This window comes from Flavobacterium sasangense DSM 21067, from assembly GCF_000686885.1.
GTDB classification, from domain to species: Bacteria; Bacteroidota; Bacteroidia; order Flavobacteriales; family Flavobacteriaceae; genus Flavobacterium; species Flavobacterium sasangense.
This window is the reverse complement of the sequence record NZ_KK366036.1, coordinates 1-15,574: the sequence shown is the minus strand read 5'-3', so window position 1 is coordinate 15,574 and position 15,574 is coordinate 1. Positions and strand designations below refer to the sequence as shown.

Annotated in this window: 15 protein-coding genes; 14 read left to right on the top strand and 1 reads right to left on the bottom strand. The window is 32.4% G+C overall.

Going from position 1 to position 15,574, the window contains the following annotated elements; all coding sequences use genetic code 11:
• From BP92_RS0115450 to BP92_RS16560, 14 genes are all read left to right on the top strand, one after another.
• A complete protein-coding gene (locus tag BP92_RS0115450; RefSeq protein ID WP_026726848.1) occupies positions 1–663 on the top strand; it encodes an acylneuraminate cytidylyltransferase family protein in 663 nt (220 codons plus the stop codon).
• A 523-nt stretch (positions 664–1,186) separates the two neighbouring features.
• Positions 1,187–2,227 carry an N-acetylneuraminate synthase gene (gene neuB / locus BP92_RS0115445; RefSeq protein ID WP_026726847.1) on the top strand — a complete coding sequence of 347 codons (1,041 nt, stop codon included), beginning with the start codon at positions 1,187–1,189 and terminating at the stop codon, positions 2,225–2,227.
• A gap of 413 nt (positions 2,228–2,640) precedes the next feature.
• The gene (locus BP92_RS0115440; protein WP_026726846.1) at positions 2,641–2,946 is read left to right on the top strand and encodes a GIY-YIG nuclease family protein; all 306 of its coding nucleotides are present in this window, start codon (positions 2,641–2,643) and stop codon (positions 2,944–2,946) included.
• 488 nt (positions 2,947–3,434) lie between these two features.
• Positions 3,435–4,559, top strand: a complete 1,125-nt coding sequence (neuC, locus tag BP92_RS0115435) for a UDP-N-acetylglucosamine 2-epimerase (protein WP_026726845.1) — start codon at positions 3,435–3,437, stop codon at positions 4,557–4,559.
• A complete protein-coding gene (locus BP92_RS0115430) occupies positions 4,560–5,993 on the top strand; it encodes an MBOAT family O-acyltransferase (protein ID WP_026726844.1) in 1,434 nt (477 codons plus the stop codon). It abuts the gene before it with no gap.
• Positions 5,993–6,874, top strand: coding sequence for a hypothetical protein (locus BP92_RS0115425; RefSeq protein WP_026726843.1), 882 nt, complete (start codon positions 5,993–5,995; stop codon positions 6,872–6,874). The genes BP92_RS0115430 and BP92_RS0115425 overlap by 1 nt, the downstream gene beginning before the upstream one ends.
• Complete coding sequence (locus BP92_RS16575; RefSeq protein ID WP_051604517.1) at positions 6,871–8,265, top strand: glycosyltransferase family protein; 1,395 nt, start codon at positions 6,871–6,873, stop codon at positions 8,263–8,265. Before BP92_RS0115425 ends, BP92_RS16575 begins: the two co-directional genes overlap by 4 nt.
• Positions 8,255–8,908 carry a CatB-related O-acetyltransferase gene (locus BP92_RS16860; RefSeq protein ID WP_051604516.1) on the top strand — a complete coding sequence of 218 codons (654 nt, stop codon included), beginning with the start codon at positions 8,255–8,257 and terminating at the stop codon, positions 8,906–8,908. Before BP92_RS16575 ends, BP92_RS16860 begins: the two co-directional genes overlap by 11 nt.
• Positions 8,909–10,066 carry a glycosyltransferase family 4 protein gene (locus BP92_RS0115410; protein WP_026726842.1) on the top strand — a complete coding sequence of 386 codons (1,158 nt, stop codon included), beginning with the start codon at positions 8,909–8,911 and terminating at the stop codon, positions 10,064–10,066.
• 290 nt (positions 10,067–10,356) lie between these two features.
• Positions 10,357–11,124 carry a hypothetical protein gene (locus tag BP92_RS16855; protein ID WP_051604515.1) on the top strand — a complete coding sequence of 256 codons (768 nt, stop codon included), beginning with the start codon at positions 10,357–10,359 and terminating at the stop codon, positions 11,122–11,124.
• Between the two features lie 695 nt (positions 11,125–11,819).
• Entirely contained in the window at positions 11,820–12,026 is a 207-nt protein-coding gene (locus tag BP92_RS0115400; protein ID WP_026726841.1) for a hypothetical protein, read from the top strand.
• Positions 12,027–12,072: 46 nt separating this feature from the next.
• Positions 12,073–13,272, top strand: a complete 1,200-nt coding sequence (locus BP92_RS0115395) for a glycosyltransferase family 4 protein (RefSeq protein WP_026726840.1) — start codon at positions 12,073–12,075, stop codon at positions 13,270–13,272.
• A gap of 157 nt (positions 13,273–13,429) precedes the next feature.
• Positions 13,430–14,521, top strand: a complete 1,092-nt coding sequence (locus BP92_RS0115390) for a glycosyltransferase (RefSeq protein ID WP_051604514.1) — start codon at positions 13,430–13,432, stop codon at positions 14,519–14,521.
• Positions 14,518–15,300, top strand: a complete 783-nt coding sequence (locus BP92_RS16560; RefSeq protein WP_051604513.1) for a hypothetical protein — start codon at positions 14,518–14,520, stop codon at positions 15,298–15,300. The genes BP92_RS0115390 and BP92_RS16560 overlap by 4 nt, the downstream gene beginning before the upstream one ends.
• On the opposite strand, the gene BP92_RS16555 is transcribed toward BP92_RS16560, so the two are convergent.
• The coding region (locus tag BP92_RS16555) for an integrase core domain-containing protein (protein WP_211252205.1) at positions 15,297–15,574 on the bottom strand (278 nt) is incomplete at its 5' end. The two genes, BP92_RS16560 and BP92_RS16555, sit on opposite strands and share 4 nt — an antisense overlap.

Sequence of the window (15,574 nt, the reverse complement as noted above, 5' to 3'; positions counted from 1 at the left end):
ATGAAAACAATAGCCATCATCCCAGCACGAGGCGGTTCCAAGCGCTTACCTGGAAAAAACATAAAACTATTGGGAGGAATTCCTTTGCTAGCGCACAGCATTTTATATGCGAAACAACATGATTTTATAAACGAGGTTTATGTTTCAACTGATGATGAAGCAATAAAGCAAGTAGCTTTACAATATGGTGCTCTAGTAATTGACAGACCACAACAAATTTCGGGAGATTTAGAACCAACTGTTTCGGCTTTAAAACATGTTTTAGAATCAATTGATAGATCAGTTGAAAATGTAATACTATTACAAGCTACCAATCCACTTCGACCAAAAAATCTTTTACAAGAAGCTTTTACGATTTTTCAAGAAAAACAAGTAGATAGTTTATTTACCGTTTCACGAAGTCATCATAAATTAGGAAAAATTACAAACCATAAATTCATTCCTTACAATTATGAAGTAGGACAACGCAGCCAAGACTTAGAACCTTTGTATTATGAAAATGGGTTGCTTTACATTACAAAAGCATCTGTGATATTAAATAATGAAATCATTACAAAAGATGCTTTTCCGTTAGAAGTAAACCATCCTTTTGCTAATGTAGATATCGATACACAAGAAGATTTTGATTATGCGGCGTATTTGGTTGGGAAGTTTCAGATTTAAAGTTTCAGGTTTTTGTAACACATATTAAAGAAATTAATTTAATCGGAAAAATCTTTTATGAACTTTTCAACATAATCTTAATAAACTTTAAAAACTTATATGACTTATATGGTTTAATTTTAGCCACATAGAAACATAGTTTTTGCACAGAGTTACACCGAGGTTTTTTTGAAGTAGATGGTGTTGAGAGAGTCGCACAGAGGCGTTTTACTAGAACGAGTTTCAAGTTTCAGGTTTCAGATTTCAAGTTTTTGAATGTTGATTTTTTTGGAACGCGGATAATACTGATTTAGTTGATGAACACGGATTTTTTAATTTAAAGTAGTTAAAGTAAAAAACTTAGAAGGAATTGTCCCCTTGAGGTCCCGATAACTTTCGGGATTAGGGGTGTTTCGGATGTTGTTTGCTACCAATTATGATTGATATTGATTAAAGATGATACGCTATTCAATCAAACTTCATAAACTTTATTATATTTGAAAAAAAACTATTCACTAATTACTATTCACTAATCACCAAACACATGAATCCCTACATAGAAATAGCAGGAAGAAAAATAGGACCCGATTTTCCACCATTAGTTATCGCTGAAATCGGCATTAATCACGAAGGTTCGCTACAAGTAGCTAAAGAAATGGTAGATGCTGCACATAGAGCAGGAGTTGAGGTAGTGAAACACCAAACCCATATCGTGGCCGATGAAATGAGTGGTGCTGCCAAAAAAGTCATTCCAGGCAATGCTGATGTCTCTATTTATGAAATTATGGAACGTTGTGCTTTAAATGAAGACGAAGAATTAGAATTGAAAAATTATGTGGAAAGTAAAGGTATGATTTTTATCTCAACACCTTTCTCTCGTGCTGCAGCCGAACGTTTGAAAAAGTTTGATATTCCAGCTTATAAAATTGGTTCGGGAGAATGTAATAATTATCCATTATTAGAGCATATTGCCTCTTTTGGGAAACCTGTTATTTTAAGTACAGGTATGAATACTATAGAAAGTATTCAAAAAGCGGTAGCTATTTTTGATAAACATAATATTCCAGTAGCTTTATTGCATACTACCAATTTATATCCAACTCCAATACATTTAGTACGATTTGGTGCTATGATGGAAATGCATCAAGCGTTTCCTGATAAAGTTTTTGGATTATCGGATCATACCCTAAATAATAACGCTTGTTTAGGAGCAGTAGCTTTAGGTGCCTCTATTTTAGAACGACATTTTACTGATCACATGAACCGAACAGGTCCTGACATTGTATGTAGTATGGATGAACAAGCGTGTAAAGAATTAATCATCAATAGTGCCGAGATGGCGCAAATGCGTGGCGGAACAAAAAAACCAGCGGACGAAGAACAAGTTACTATTGATTTCGCTTTTGCAACGGTTTGTTCTATTACCTCAATCAAAAAAGGAGAATTGTTAACAAAAGAAAACATTTGGGTCAAACGCCCCGGAACAGGAAAAATTTTAGCAGAGCATTTTGATTCGTTGTTAGGGAAAAAAGCCACAAGAGATATTGCAAATGACGAGCAATTGGATTTTGGTGATTTTGAGTAGATTTTTATAGTTCTTTTAAATTAATAATTCCACTTTTGTCAAGCTGAGCTAGTTTATGCTGAGCTTTGTCGAAGTGAAGCCTAATGGAAGCGAATTGTGCTAAAAAGGACTTCGACAAGCTCAGTCTGACATTGGAGTAAATATGTTTCAATTTAAAAGTAAGTTATTTAATTTTGGTAATTCCACTATTGTCAAGCTGAGCTAGTTTATGCTGAGCTTTGCCGAAGTGAAGCCTAATGGAAGCGAATTGTGCTACTAAGGACTTCGACAGGCTCAGTCTGACATTGGGGTAATCACTCTGACATTTGAGTTAATTGTTTTTAGTAGATATATTAGTTCTTTAATTTTTTAATTCCACTATTGTCAAGCTGAGCCTGTCGAAGCCTACTGAAAACGATTTAATATTACATCTTATGAAATTATTCTATGTTTATATTTTAAAATGTAAAGATGATTCTTTTTATACGGGAATCACTAACAGTATTGAAAGAAGATTATATGAACACAATGTCGGAATTGATAAAGACGCTTATACTTATTCAAGAAGACCAGTTGAATTAGTTTGGTTTGAAATGTTTACTGATCCTACTCAAGCAATTATGGTTGAAAAGAAAATTAAAGGATGGAGCAGAAGAAAAAAACAAGCTTTAATTGATGAAGATTGGGATAAACTGGTAAGATTTTCTAAGAATTACACTCAGTTTGGAAAAGAAGATTAGTGCTACTAATGACTTCGACAAGCTCAGTCTGACATTGGAGTTAATTGGTTTTAGTTGAGATAATGAGTTTTTGAATTGTGCTACTGAGGACTTCGACAGGCTCAGTCTGTCATCGGAGTTAATTGGTTTCAGTTGAAAAGTAAGTTATTTAAATTTGTAATTCCACAATTGTCAAGCTGAGCCTGTCGAAGCCTGATGAAAACGAATTTTGTTGCTAATGACTTCGACAAGCTAAGTCTGACATTGGAGTCAATTGTATTTGTAGATATAAGTGCTCTTTAAAATAATAATTCCACTATTGTCAAGCTGAGCTAGTTTATGCTGAGCTTTGCCGAAGTGAAGCCTAATGGAAGCGAATTTTGTTACTAAGAACTTCGATAAACTCAGTCTGACATTGTAGTAACTAATATGAATTTGATTTCAGTTGTATTTCGATTCAAAAGAATTAACCAAAAATCCTATATTTGCAACACGATAGCAAACAAAAAATGTCCAAAAAAATCCTATTTCTTACGGGTACCCGTGCCGATTTTGGCAAAATAAAATCCTTGATTCAAATTTTGGAAGCCCATCCCGAATTTGAACCTTTTATTTTTGTTACGGGTATGCATTTGCAAAAGGAATACGGCTATACTTTGTTAGAAGTAGAACGATGCGGTTTTTCAAATATTCACACGTTTGAAAATCACACCCACGAAACCACGATGGATTTGACTTTAGCGAAGACCATTGAAGGGCTTTCTGCTTATGTAAAATCTTGTGAGCCTGATATGATTGTGATTCATGGCGATCGAGTGGAAGCCTTAGCGGGCGCTATAGTTGGAAGTTTGAATAATATTTTAGTAGCGCATATAGAAGGAGGGGAAGTGTCAGGAACCATTGATGAGTTGATTCGTCACTCTACCAGTAAAATGAGTCACGTTCACTTTGTTTCTAACCCTCAAGCCAAAAAACGTTTGATTCAAATGGGTGAATTAGAAAATGCTATTTTTACAATCGGTTCTCCAGATGTAGATATTATGTTTTCCAATACGTTGCCTGATTTAGAAACGGCCAAACAGTATTATGAAATTGCTTTTGAAAAGTATGCCGTTGCGATGTTTCATCCCGTGACAACAGAAGCCAAATTCATGCAGGAATACGCAGATCATTTTGTGGATGCTTTATTAGCGGATCATCATAATTATGTAGTCGTATATCCTAATAACGATTTAGGAAGTCAAACCATTTTGAAAGCATATGAAAGATTAAAAGGAAATCCTCGTTTTCGAATTTTCCCATCTTTGCGATTTGAATATTTTTTAACCTTATTAAAAAAATCCCAGTTCATTATTGGAAATAGTAGTGCGGGTATTCGAGAAGCTCCTTATTATGGTTTACCGATTATCAATATTGGAACACGCCAACAAAATAGGGCACTTCATGCCGATATCATCAATGTTGATTATACATCGGAAAGTATTTCTAATGCTTTGAGCGTTATAGATACCCATAAAGTACAACCAACAGAAAGCGATTTCGGAAAAGGAAATAGTGCCGAATTATTTTTGAAATCCTTATTAAATGATGATATTTGGCAACTCAATCATCAAAAACAATTTAGAGATAGTTAAATGTTCTTCAACTCCTTATCCTTCGCTATTTTTTTACCCATCGTATTTTTACTGTATTGGTTGGTGTTTAATAAAAATAAAACCACTCAGAATGCAGTATTAATAGTTGCGAGTTATTATTTTTATTCGTGTTGGGATTGGCGTTTTTTGTTTTTATTGGTGTTTTCTACTCTGTTGGATTACTTCAGTGCCATCATGATGGAAACCAGTACGACCGATAAAAAGCGAAAGTTTTGGTTGTGGTTGACAATCGGAATCAACTTAGGATTTTTAGGAGTTTTCAAATACTACGATTTCTTTGCACAATCGTTTGCTGATTTATTAAATGGTTTCGGATTTCAAGCGAATCCTGTTTTATTGAAATTGATTCTTCCAGTTGGAATATCCTTTTATACGTTTCATGGTTTATCCTATGTAATTGATATATATTACAAACGCATCACTGCCGAACGCAATTTTATCGATTATTCACTTTTTGTAAGTTACTTTCCGCTTTTAGTCGCTGGACCCATCGAAAGAGCCACACATTTATTACCACAAGTAAAAATCAAACGTCATTTTAATTTTGAAAAAGCAAAAGAAGGCGTTTATCAAATCATTTGGGGATTGGTTAAAAAAGTAGTAATTGCAGACAGTTGCGCTACGTATGCCAATGCCGTTTTTGATAATTACGAATCTATGAATTCGTTGTCCTTGATTTTAGGAGCGGTTTATTTTGCTTTTCAGATTTATGGTGATTTCTCAGGGTATTCTGATATTGCATTGGGAACTTCTAAATTATTTGGCATCGATTTATTAAAGAATTTCAATTATCCGTATTTCTCCAGAGACATTGCCGAGTTTTGGCGTCGTTGGCATATTTCGTTATCGTCCTGGTTCCGTGATTATTTGTATATTCCATTAGGCGGGAGTAAAGGAGGGATGTGGATGAAAGTGAGAAACACCTTCATCATTTTTTTAGTGAGTGGCTTTTGGCATGGCGCTAACTGGACGTTTATTGTTTGGGGTTTGTTGAATGCCCTATATTTCTTGCCTTTGTTATTGCAAAATAAGAATCGTTCTAATATGGGCGATATCCAAATGAGTTGGGATTTCAATAGTGTAAAAACCATTTTAAATATTTTGGGAACTTTTGTGTTAACTACTATCGCTTGGATTTTCTTTAGAGCCAAATCGATTTCTGAAGCTTTAGGTTATATTCAAAAAATGGTAACCGATTTTCATTTTGATTCTCAGTATTTGAGTAATGAACGTTATAGTTTTGAATTACTATTTTTGGTACTGGTTTTTGTATTGGTAGAATGGTTCAATCGTTCCAAAATAGAACCTTTGTCAGGGAAAGCAAGTTGGATTAAAGTAACCTTAGCTATTTTGGCATTATTAGCTTTAGGTGTGTATTCCGATTATAAAGAATTTATTTATTTCCAATTCTAATGAAACAGTTTTTAATCTTTATCGGAAAAATTTTGTTAGTGCTTTTGCTCTCTGCTTTTGCATTAGATTTTATTTACACTTCTGTTTTTGTACAATCGGAAACTCGAAATAAAGTAGAAAACGTCATCAATTCAAAACCACAAAAGTATGATGTGATTATTTTAGGAACTTCTAGAGCCAATAATCATTTTGTATCTGAAATGTTTGAAAAAGAAGGCCTAAAAACCTTTAATTATGGAATGAGTGGTTCGCATTTATTTGAAACGTCATTACTGCTAAAATTGATGGTCGAAAGAGGTTGGAACATAAAAAATGTCATAGTAGAAACGGATTTAAATCTATCAAACGAAAAACGCGATGATGGTACTTTCGGTCGTTTTATGCCATTTATGCACCAATCGAAAACCATAACGAACCATTTTAAAAATGAACCCGATTTTACAGAATTGTATTATGTGCCGTTTTATCGTTACATACAATTTGATGCTAAAGTAGGTTTTAGAGCTTGGTATAAAACATTGATTGATGAGCCTACCAATTCGTTAGCAAACAAGGGTTATTATCCGTTAGGATTTAATCCAAAAGCCAATATGAAAAATAATATTGAAAGTTTAGTGCCTTTACGTAACCGTTATTTCGAAGAAATTAAGCAAATTTGTAAAGACAATCACATCAATTTAATAGCCGTTACCACGCCCATGTGCTCTAATGTAAAAGGAATGGAGTATTTTAAAAAAGTCAAAGCGTTGTATCCTGAAATTAAAGAGTACGAAAATGTAGTGGAGGGAGATCAATACTTTTCATCTTGTGGCCATTTGAATGATAAAGGAGCTAGGTTGTACACCGCAAAAATTATAGAAGATCTTAATTTTGTAAAATGATTGAAACGAAATCTAAAATAATGCTACTTTTTCCTGATGGTGTTGGGATTCGAAATTATTTGTATTCTGATGTCTTCAAGGGAATGGAAAAAGAGTTGGTTTTGTTTCACGCTTTTGATGTTAAAACTGAACAGGCAGTTAAAAAAATCACATCAATTGAAAATTCTATAAGTATCCCTAAATATTCGGAATCTTTAAAAGAAAAATTTCTACGTGAATTAATTTGTTTATCTCGATTGAAATATAATGCTAAGTTGGTTGATAATCCCACTATCTTAACCAATTGGAAAAGCCACCATAAAGGAATTTTTAAAACATTATTTTATAAGTTGATTGCGCTTGCTTCCTATGTATGTTCAAGTTATAATCGTATTTTAATACTTGAGAAATGGTATCAAAAAGCAATTCGAAATTCGGCATTTTACCATGAAGTAAAATCCATTTTAATAGCTATTACTCCCAAAAAACTATTTTGTTCGCATCAACGAGGTGTTCAATGTGCGCCAATTTTTGCTGCCGCTCAAGATTTAGGGATTGAAACCATAACTGTAATTTATTCTTGGGATAATTTACCCAAAGCCCGTATGGCATTACAGGCGGATAAGTATTTGGTTTGGTCTGATTATATGCAGCAGGAATTACAATTGTATTATCCTGAAATTAAGGAAGAGCAGATTTTTGTGACAGGAACGCCTCAGTTTGAATGTTATAAACAACCTGAAAATATTATTCCTAAAGAAGCGTTTTATAATCAATATGATTTAGATTTAAATAAAAAAATTATCTGTTATTCTGGAGACGATGTATTAACCTGTCCAGATGATCCAAAATACTTGGATGATTTAGCAGATGAGTTGATTAAAAATAATTTAGATAATAAATATCAAATTTTATTAAGAAGGTGTCCCGTTGATATTTCAGGCAGATTTGATAAAATTATTTCAAAGTATCCAGATTTAATTAAGCAAGCTCCACCCTTATGGAATTTTGAACCAAATAGTAGTTGGACAACTATTTATCCATTGCCTGAAGATGTAAAGTTATTAGTTTCAACAGTCTATTATAGTGATTTGGTAGTAAATTTAGGTTCTACTATGGCGTTTGATTTTGGTATGTTTGGTAAACCATGTATTTATATTAATTATGATCAAGAAGATAAAGTTGATCTGGATTGGTCGGTTCGTACCATATATAATTTTCAACATTTTAAAAGCATGCCTAATAAAGAGGTCGTTTTATGGTGGGATTCTAATGATAATTTAACGTTGTCTACTTTGTTGTTTGCAAAAGGTTACAACATAGAGAATTTGAAGCATTGGTCAGAAATAATCATAGGAAACTCCAAAAAAGCATCTCAAAATATTTTAAATGTATTGTTTTATGAAAAATAGTTTAAGGAAATTACTTTGGAAATTATTAGGAATCAATTTTTATTCTTATCTTAAATACAAGAAGCATACGAACTTAAGGGATGCAAATTGGGTTGAATTAGGTAATAATACTTACGATAATGGTGCTTATGTTTGGAGATGGAATACAAATAGTAAACTAACCATAGGGAATTTTTGTTCTATAGCTAATGATGTTCATTTTATATGTGATTCAGGGTATCACGGTGAGAGTCAAATTACAAGTTTTCCCTTATTTCATGAAATACTGAATAAAGAAGATTTGGTGACAATCCAAAATGTTAGCTTTAAAGTAAAAGATATAGTAAATCAATTGCCGCCTCAAAAACAGCATATTAGGGTTGGACATGATGTTTGGATTGGCGCTAGAGCTACTATTTTACCTGACGTTACCATTGGAAATGGTGTTACAATTTTGACAGGTGCGGTTGTTTCTGTAGATGTTCCAGATTATGCCGTTGTTGGAGGAGTACCTGCAAAAGTATTGTATTTCAAACACGAAGCAAGTATTGTTGAAAAATTGAATTTAATCGCTTGGTGGAATTGGGATCAAAATAAGATTAAGACCTCTATAAATGATTTTTATTTACCGATTCAAGAATTTATTAAAAAACACACTAAATAAATGCACATCTGTTTCCTAACCAACGAATATCCAAAAGCAGGCTTTCCTCATGGCGGCTTGGGTAGTTTTGTCAAAACTATGGCGGAAGCTTTAGTAGATAAAGAAATTCAGGTTACCGTTGTGGGTTTAAATTATGTCCTTTCAGATGAAGCCGAAATTATAAATGGGGTCAACATTATTCGAATTCGAAAAAGTAAAGTCAAAGGATTGGCTTGGTATTTTAATTCAAAAAATATTGCCAAAACTATTGCAGCCATTCATAAAAAAAATCGAATTGATTTCGTAGAAGGAGCTGAATTATCTTTTGCTTTTTTACCTAAAATTAAAGAAATAAAATATGTGATTCGCCTACATGGTGGTCATCATTTTTTTGCTGAAGGGGAAAATAGAGGCATTAATTGGTGGAAAGGATTTCAAGAAAAGCGTTCCTTTAAAAAAGCTGATGCTTTTATTGCAGTTTCTAATTATGTTAAAAGTCATACCGCAACGTATTTGAGTTATCATAATAAGCCAGTTGAAGTTATTTTTAACCCCATTAATGGTCAATTGTTTCAACCTCAAGACGTAACAATTGATGTGAATAACATCACTTTCGCTGGAACCATTTGTGAGAAAAAAGGTGTGCGTCAGTTGATTCAAGCTTTTCCATTAGTAAAAGAAAAATTCCCAAATGCTATTTTGAATTTGTACGGAAGAGATTGGTTGTTTCTAGATGGGAGTTCCTATATTAAAATGCTACAAGAAACTGAATTACCTAAATTAGGAGCATTTGCCAAGGATGTTATTTTTCATGGGGCTGTTTCTTTTGCTGAAATTCCTAATGCTTATGCTAAGGCTGCCGTTTGTGTATTTCCATCCCACATGGAAACTCTGGGATTAGTGGCTCCTGAAGCAATGGCAATGGAAAAACCTGTAATTTTCACCAAGTTAGGGCCTGGTCCCGAAGTTGTTGTAGAAGACGAGACAGGTTGGTTGTGTAATCCTCACAATCCAGAAGACATTGCTGATAAAATTATTCAAGTGTTAAGTAATCCTCATAAAGCATTTGAAATCGCAAAAAAAGGAAGACTATCGGTTTTACAGCAGTTTGAAATCAAAACTATTGTTTTAAAAAATATTGAATTCTACGATACATTTATACACGGATACAGTAATTGAAGCTTGAAACTAAATTTTAAAACATATAAGTTATATATGGTTTTTTAAGTTTAGTAGGATTATGCTGAAAGTTCATAAAAGAGATGCTGAGAACTGCATACCAGATAGATTATTATGATTATACCAATTTCTGCAATAAGTGTTTAGACAACTTGAACCCTAAAGTTTTTTATTGCGTTTTAAAATTGTCTCTAATGTTCTAAAATGATTTTTTTGCGCTATAATGATCTAAGATGTGGCGCATAACAAATAAGAGGATTATTTAATTTTACAAAAAAAATCTAATTATTATGGCAAAAGTAAGCGCACCTTTCGAAATCACTGGTACATTAGATGATTTAACTTTTTACAAATCATCGGATCAAAATTTGGTGAGAACAAAAGGGAAACCTGGTATTACTAAAGAACAATTTGCAACAAGTGAAATTTTTATTCCTATAAAAAAGCATGGAATCGAATATGGATATTGTTCGTTTAAATCAAGAGTCTTCCGATTGTTAGCCAAACAATTTTATGATCGGGCAAAAGAAGTATCCTTTGCAGGAAGAGTTAATAAATTGTTATTCGAGATTCTTGAAGAAGATACTTTAAACCAAAGGGGAGAAAGAAAACTAGAAATTGGTCTCCAAATTCCTGATTTAGATGAGATATTGTTGCATTTTGAGGGGAATAAGTTAAGACCTTTAGATAAAGTTTGTTACAAAAATATCACTTTTGACTGGCATGAAAACACAATTAATTTAAGCAGTATCAACGTGGAAAGTGATATCAATTGGCCAGAAATTGAGGCTAATCGAATTCATTTTCAGCTTGCTATTGCCAATTGGAACTGTAAAGAGGATATTTTTGAAAATCACTATAGCAACGAAATAATTTTAGAAAGAAGTAATGCAGAATCACTTTTAGCGTTTCAATTGGACAAACTTCAAACAAAGGATTTATGGATTGCTTTTCTTTTTATTGGTTTCTCTAACAAAGAACGTCGGAAAATTAAACCTCTTCATAAAAAATGGAATACGACCACCATCATTGGTATTCATAACTTTACTATAAAATGAATCAATAATAACTTCACACTGTTTGCACTCCAATTGTAGGCAGTGTTTTTTTTTAAATGTTATTACAGTCTCAACTTTATAATACATTCTGTTTTTTTGCCACGGATTAAGAAGATTGGTAGGATTAATTGTTTTTAAAAATATAAAAATCAGTGTTACTTATTTTAGTCTGTGGCTTACTTGTGTACTTTAAATTTAAAGAACTTCATTCCAAAATATTCCAATATAGATGCATTTGAGAGAACTATTTCCATTTAATTTCTCGCTTATTTTACTCTTTGCACTTTGTTTAAGAACATGCAGTTGTTTTTAGATTTATAATTAGATTTCATATTCTTTAGTTAAAAATAAATTATTCAAAACAATTTTTTTTATTTCTATAGCTTTTCAGGGACTAATAATATAGTGTCAAAACATAGTTGGTGAAAAAAAGTTATCAACATCATATAAAACATAATTTGAGTGATTTTGAGTGAATTTGAATACTACTAAATTGATGTTGTTATTCTATTTTATATCAAACAATTGCAAAAATGATGGGGCGTAATTTTCCAAATAAATTTATCAACAATGTTAAAATTTTAGTCGGCGTTTTAGCTATTAAAAGTTGAAGTAAATTAGCGATTGAAAAGCAAAAAAAAAATCGAGTTTTAATTTTAAATAAAATAATTATTAATTTCTAACGAAGAAGAATTATGTCACGATTAATCATTTCAGCAAAAGATGTGCAAGTTATTTTAGGCGTGAGTTCTGGTCATGCTAGCAGAATTATAAGAGTTATTAAAAGAAAAAACAACAAAGAAAAACATCAGAAAATTACAATTACTGAATTTTGTCGCTATATGGGATTCGAGGTTGAGGAAGTAGTTCAGGTGTTAAAAGAATTTTATAAAAGGAAATGACGACTTTTTTTAGCTTAATTGTATCTTTACATTTTAACTCATTACTATGAAATTTGTTATTATAACTCACGTTCAGCATATTAAAATCGATAATCAATATTTTGGTTACGCTCCCTATATTCGAGAAATGAATATTTGGATGAAATATGTAGATGAGGTTATTGTTGTTGCTCCCTTAATTGATAGTGAGTTAAATCCAATTTACGAAAAATATTCCCATTCAAATATTAGTTTTTGTGAAGCTGCCGAATTTGAAATTACTTCATTGACTAATTTAATTAAAACACTAATTAAACTTCCTGAAATTTTCAATAGCGTTTATAAAGCGATGTCTCAAGCTGATCACATTCACTTGCGATGTCCTGGAAATATGGGATTAATAGGTGCTTTGGTTCAAATTTTATTTCCAAATAAACAAAAAACGGCTAAGTACGCAGGAAATTGGGACCCAAAAAGTAAACAACCTTGGAGCTACCGCCTTCAAAAATGGATTCTATCCAATACTTTTCTAACCCGAAATATGCAAGTTTTGGTCTATGGAGAATGGCCGAATCAGACAAAAAATATTAAACCGTTTTTTACGGCTACTTATAGCGAAAGTGAAATTCAGAATTCAGAATTTAGAATTCAGAACAAATGGTCACTTCCAGCGCAGTCAAAAACTACTGAAAACAACTTCGACTTCGCTCGACTTGACAAAATTGAGATCGATTTACCTCCAACTTCTTTCTTATTTGTTGGCACATTATCTAAAGGTAAACAGCCTTTATATGCTATTCAGTTGGTTGAAAAATTATACCAACATGGAAAAAAGGTTCAATTGAATTTGTATGGAGATGGGATTTTGAGACCAACTTTAGAAACGTATATAAAGCAGAATAGTTTACAAGATATTGTTTTTTTGAGAGGAAATCAGTCAAAAGAAACGGTTTTAAAAGGATATCAAAATAGTCATTTTTTAATTTTACCATCCAAAAGTGAGGGCTGGCCAAAAGTAGTAGCAGAAGCTATGTTTTGGGGTTGTGTGCCAATAGCTTCTCCAGTTTCTTGTGTTCCTTTTATGATGGGGAATGGAAGTAGAGGTGTTATTTTACAGGAAGAATTAAATCAAGATGTAGACCAAATAGAAGCGGTTATAAGTAAACAAGAAGTATATCAAAAAATGGCTTCTGAAGGGCAAACTTGGTCCAGACAATTTACCACAGATAAGTTTGAAGCAGAGATTAAGAAGTTGTTGAGAGGATGATTTGGAGACGAGGAGACGAGGAGACGAGGAGACGGGGAGACTGGGAGACTGGGATACTGGGAGATGGGGTGTTTGATATTGATTTTTGTTCTTGTGTTTGTTTTTGTTCGTTTGATTTTTTCTATTTTTACATCCTAATCTTAATAAGTTAAACCATTTGGCTTCTCCAAAAGAAATACGTGTTATTCAACTGATTGATAGTTTAGAACCTGGTGGGGCTGAACGTATGGCAGTAACTATAGCAAATGGTCTTACTGAGCAAGTAGCTTTTTCAGGCTTGGTGACTACCCGATTGGAAGGCGGTTTGAAATCCACAATTAATGAAAAAGTCGGATATGCTTTTCTGAATAAAAAAAAAGCAATTGACATTAAGGCACTTATTCGGTTAAGAGATTATATCAAAGCTAATAAAGTAAATACTGTTCATGCTCACGGCAGTTCTTATTTTTTCGCTGCTTTATTAAAGATGACAATGCCTTCTCTTCAAATTTTTTGGCATGATCATTTTGGTAATCGTGTACATGCTAAAAATAATTATTTTTTATTACGAATTCTTTCTGTTTTTTTTAGTGGTGTTTTTACGGTGAATGAGTTACTAAAAGATTGGGCACAAAAAAAACTACAAGTTAAAAATGTGGAATTTCTCTCCAATTTTACATCGGAAACTACTGACGAAATACCCGTAACTATTTTAAAAGGAACTTCAGATAAAAGAATTGTATTTTTAGCTAATCTTCATTATCCTAAAAATCACATTCTAGCATTACGCTCTTTTTTAGCTAGTCAAATTGCTAATGAAGGTTGGACGTTACATTTGATTGGAAAAGATAAAAAAGATAGTTATTCAGAGGAATTGAAAAATTTTATCCAACAAAATAATTTACAAGATACCGTTTTTATTTATGGTACTTGTACTGATGTGAAATCTATTTTGAAGCAAGCTAAGGTGGGGATTTTGGTTTCAAGTTATGAAGGGTTTCCAGTTACACTATTGGAATACGGAATGGCTGAACTGACCGTGATTAGTACCGATGTTGGGTATTGTAATACCATTATCCAAAATAATAAAACAGGTTATTTGATTCCGTCAGATAGTGATGAATTGCTCACTGAGGCCTTCATTAATTTATCAAATGAATCTCATGAAAATGATACTCTAGCTAAAAATTTGAATACATTTGTCAAAAATAATTATGACCCAGAAAAGGTGATTCAAAAAATAATGGAAGCCTATCAAAAATACTTATGAATAGCGAAACATCTCAGTATCTAAAATTTGTAATCATCCATTTACTAATTGGATTGGCGATATTTTTAGTACCGCCGATTTCAAAAGTGTATGCGATAGCTATTATTTTGGTAGGTTTTCGTTATGTGATTCTAAGAAAAAATGCTAATAATGAAGCCTTATATGTAGCTGCTTACATTGTAGGTGCTGAGGTTTTTTTAAGGATGACGCAAGGTAATTTTTTTGAGCAATTTGCCAAATATGGAGTAATAGGGGTTCTGATAATCGGGATGATGTATAGGGGTTTTTCTAAGAATGCTACTTTATATTGGATTTTTGGTTTGCTTTTAATTCCTGGGGTTGTCTTGTCTTTTTTTACATTGAATTTTGAAACTGATATTCGAAAAGCGATAACCTTTAATATTATTGGCCCCATTACCTTGATGATTAGTGCCATCTATTGTTATCAAAGGAAAATATCTTTTGATCAAATAAAGCGAATAATTGATATGCTGGCTTATCCATTAATGGCTACATTGGTTTATATGTATTTATATACACCAAGTGTGAAGGATGTAGTAACGAATACAGAATCTAATTTTGAAACATCAGGAGGTTTTGGACCCAATCAAGTATCTACTATTTTGGGGTTGGGTATCTTTTTATTTTTTGTAAAGATTGTTTTAATTTCTAAAACAACGTGGATACGCAACATTAATATCTTATTTTTTATTGTCATTACTTTTAGAGTGTACGTCTTCAAACTAAATTGGACTTTTGCTAAGAGAGTATTTAGTTAATAATTCAAAGATAAAAGATTTTTTTGATTAGTTGTTAATTTTGATTTTTGGTACTCATTTCTTCGGTTTATAATAGCCATTTTCTTTAATCGTTCACGTTCTTTTAAAATTAATTCACCTCTTCCAAAATACACGTCTGCAGGAGTTAAGTTGTTTAATGATTCATGATAGCGTTCATTGTTATAACGATAAACAAACTTTTCTAAAGCAGCTTCTAATTCTTCTGGAGCGAAGTAATTATCAAGTTTTACAACATTTTTCATGGTTCTGTGAT

Excerpts from the sequence above, each read along its gene's own strand:
- BP92_RS0115410 (WP_026726842.1), top strand. The coding sequence starts at position 8,909 with ATGCACATCTGTTTCCTAACCAACGAATATCCAAAAGCAGGCTTTCCT.
- BP92_RS0115395 (WP_026726840.1), top strand. The coding sequence starts at position 12,073 with ATGAAATTTGTTATTATAACTCACGTTCAGCATATTAAAATCGATAAT.
- BP92_RS0115425 (WP_026726843.1), top strand. The coding sequence starts at position 5,993 with ATGAAACAGTTTTTAATCTTTATCGGAAAAATTTTGTTAGTGCTTTTG.
- BP92_RS0115450 (WP_026726848.1), top strand. The coding sequence starts at position 1 with ATGAAAACAATAGCCATCATCCCAGCACGAGGCGGTTCCAAGCGCTTA.
- BP92_RS0115440 (WP_026726846.1), top strand. The coding sequence starts at position 2,641 with ATGAAATTATTCTATGTTTATATTTTAAAATGTAAAGATGATTCTTTT.
- BP92_RS16560 (WP_051604513.1), top strand. The coding sequence starts at position 14,518 with ATGAATAGCGAAACATCTCAGTATCTAAAATTTGTAATCATCCATTTA.
- BP92_RS16855 (WP_051604515.1), top strand. The coding sequence starts at position 10,357 with ATGGCAAAAGTAAGCGCACCTTTCGAAATCACTGGTACATTAGATGAT.
- neuC (WP_026726845.1), top strand. The coding sequence starts at position 3,435 with ATGTCCAAAAAAATCCTATTTCTTACGGGTACCCGTGCCGATTTTGGC.
- BP92_RS0115400 (WP_026726841.1), top strand. The coding sequence starts at position 11,820 with ATGTCACGATTAATCATTTCAGCAAAAGATGTGCAAGTTATTTTAGGC.
- BP92_RS16860 (WP_051604516.1), top strand. The coding sequence starts at position 8,255 with ATGAAAAATAGTTTAAGGAAATTACTTTGGAAATTATTAGGAATCAAT.
- BP92_RS16575 (WP_051604517.1), top strand. The coding sequence starts at position 6,871 with ATGATTGAAACGAAATCTAAAATAATGCTACTTTTTCCTGATGGTGTT.
- BP92_RS0115430 (WP_026726844.1), top strand. The coding sequence starts at position 4,560 with ATGTTCTTCAACTCCTTATCCTTCGCTATTTTTTTACCCATCGTATTT.
- neuB (WP_026726847.1), top strand. The coding sequence starts at position 1,187 with ATGAATCCCTACATAGAAATAGCAGGAAGAAAAATAGGACCCGATTTT.